Genomic DNA, 2,675 nt, shown 5'->3' with positions numbered 1-2,675 from the left:
TGGAGAAGTGCAGTCCGGCGCGAATTATCTACGCCACAGATTTGAGAATCTAAGGTCAGGTACGGCGTCCGGACTGCAGGCAGAAAGAACTGGCCGGCTCTTTCTGCACGTGGGGGATAATACAAGGTCGGGTCAGGCGAAGCCGCCACCCGACGCTTAAGAGAAATACTGCTGTAAAAGCGGTGCCGCAGCGTCCTGATTGGCAGGCGCAACGGAGGCAATGGCCTGGGTGCGGAAAGGAATGACCTGCGCGCGGTTGTCCGTCTTCACTATCTGATAGAACTGCGGCAGGTTGAAGTTGATAAAGCTTGAGCCGTAGGTAAAGCGGTCATGCGACGAGGAGTAGAAGCGGCTGACGTCTCGCACCAGCTCTTCTTTACTGCCTTCGCAGTGGTGATAAACCTCCGCCCGGTTGCTCTCATCCAGAATGTAGATGTTGAAGCCGTTATCATCGCTGGTGTCTTCAAAGAAGAACTGAATGATCCCTTCGCTGGCAAACCCATCCACAACAGACGGCAGTTTCACATGGTTGGTTTCCACCTGCACTGACAAGCCATGCAGCTTGTTGTGGGAGATGGCACCATAAAACTCAATCGCGTTTTCCAGCTTCTGCACTGACACATTCAGACGTTCGAAGAACAGACCCCAGGTTTGCCCCGCCACGCGCAGCGCTTTGAAGCGCCCGGTTTCCTGACGGGTACTTGAGAGGCGCAAATCAATACACTCAGAAACCAGTTGCTGCACACGAGTACGAATCAGCCCACGCAGGTGCTGGCTGTAGCAGAAGACTTCGACGCTATCTGGCGGCGCGGCGTCCTGGTGCATTTTGCCCAGAATGGTTTTCAGCGCTTCGATCATCGCCTGCTCGCCGTTAAAGTGCAGCGTACGCACTTCATTCCACGAGTTGCGATAAAGCAGATCGACGCTGCCCACCAGGCAGTTTTGCTCTTCGCCGAAGCTGAAGACATCAAGCTTACGGAAATCGAAATGCACAACCTGATTGCGGAACGCCGCCGTCGGGTCATATTCAAGATTGACGATAATCGCCAGGTGGCGAATCTCGCACGGGCTGTAGAGCGCTTTCGGCGTAGGCGCAGGTAAACGCAGCGGGAAGTGATGCGACACATCGGCTACCATTTCCTGCAGTTTTGCCAGGTCGGCAACGCCGTTGCCCTTAATAAACAGGCGGGTGCGTGAAGTCAGCAGGCCGTTGAACCAGGCCCAGGCCACCAGCTTATTAAGATAACGGTTATATTCCAGCGGCTGATGGCTGACGATGGATTCCATGTTCGGTGCGCGGTTGTAGAGATACCAGCCTGTACGGTTGGCTCGGCCCGGCGGCACATGGATAAAGGTCAGGTTCGGCTCGGAAAGATCCGGGGAGATTTGCGGGTTTACCAGCGTGACTTTACCCGGCAGCGCTTCAAACGCGGCGTACAGTTTACGGGTCAGAACACCGATATCCTGCGGGCTTGCGGAAACACTCAGATTATTGCGGCGCGCGAAGCGAATCAGATTACGGTAGCTCTGCATCATCGCATCGAGCAGTTCGTTGTGCGCTTTACGCACTTCATCGATTTTCCAGTTAGCACGGTTATCGAGCATCGCCAGACGTTCTTCGCTCCAGCCCCACTCTTTCACTAACTGCCCGACGACTTCACGACGCCAGCCCACACAGGCGCGCTCACGGCTGAGTTTTTCGCAGACTTTTAAATAGAAACATCGACGCACCAGATCCAGACGCGTGGTGTCATCAATCGCCAGCAGATAATCTGTGACGCGCTCAAGCATCATGCAGTACGGGTCGAGGCCGAAAGAGACTATCTCGCCGTCATGTAAGCGCTGCTTAATGTCTTTGGCCAGAAGGCGCGTGTTGGGATATTCCCAGGAATAGGCTTCGAGCAGCAGGGTCTTCAGCACCGCTTTGTACGGTGAATCAATGCTTTTATAGAGCTGCCACAGGCTGGAACCGAAGTACTCTTCTGCGGAGAGCGAGCTCAATCCGCCTAAGTCCAGCCATTCGTTCGGCGTCAGCACGCCTTGCGCATAGAGCTTCATGACGTAATCGTCGTAATGCTCTTCTTCTTCGCACGGCACCATATTCCACAGAATACGTTTCCCGGCGAGGCGCACCGCGGTGCGATAAAATTCATCGAGCAGCAAAATGTGCTGCGTAGAACCGCAGTCTTCACCACCCAGACTGCCGCTTTCGTTATGACGGAAACGGTTTTCGTCGATCAGGAAAAAGCTCACTTCCACGCCCAGCGACGCCGCCCAGCTTTCAAGCAGGCTGCATTTACGCTGCAACAGCTGGCGCTCTTCGTTATCCAGCCAGGCCTGGTGACAAACCCAGATGTCGAGATCGGAGGAACAGCTTTGACCCACAGACGAGGTGCTTCCCATCGAGTAAACGCCGGTTATCGGCAGTTCACCCTTTGCAGTGGCCTGCGGCGGCATGCCGCGATGGAGTTCGAGTTCGTCGAGGTAGTGGCGTTGAGTTTCATCAGGCGTGTAGAGGCAAATGCCTTTGGGTACGTTACCGTCGAGGTAACCCGGCATCAGCGGATGATGGTAGTGAAGCAATGTCGGCAGAAGACTGTAGACCTGCTGAAAAGCGGGCCCCATGGCAGCAAGCGCGCGATCCACACGCAATTGATTGATGGCATCCAGTCTCT

At 55.0% G+C, this 2,675-nt stretch carries 1 protein-coding gene; it reads right to left on the bottom strand.

The features are described 5' to 3' along the window. Positions 1-156: 156 nt before the first annotated feature. The coding region (gene cyaA / locus ACRCWW_RS21620; RefSeq protein ID WP_438684238.1) for a class I adenylate cyclase at positions 157-2,675 on the bottom strand (2,519 nt) is incomplete at its 5' end.

Source organism: Scandinavium sp., assembly GCF_051650185.1.
Lineage (GTDB): Bacteria > Pseudomonadota > Gammaproteobacteria > Enterobacterales > Enterobacteriaceae > Scandinavium.
This window is presented reverse-complemented; position numbering and strand designations above follow the sequence as displayed.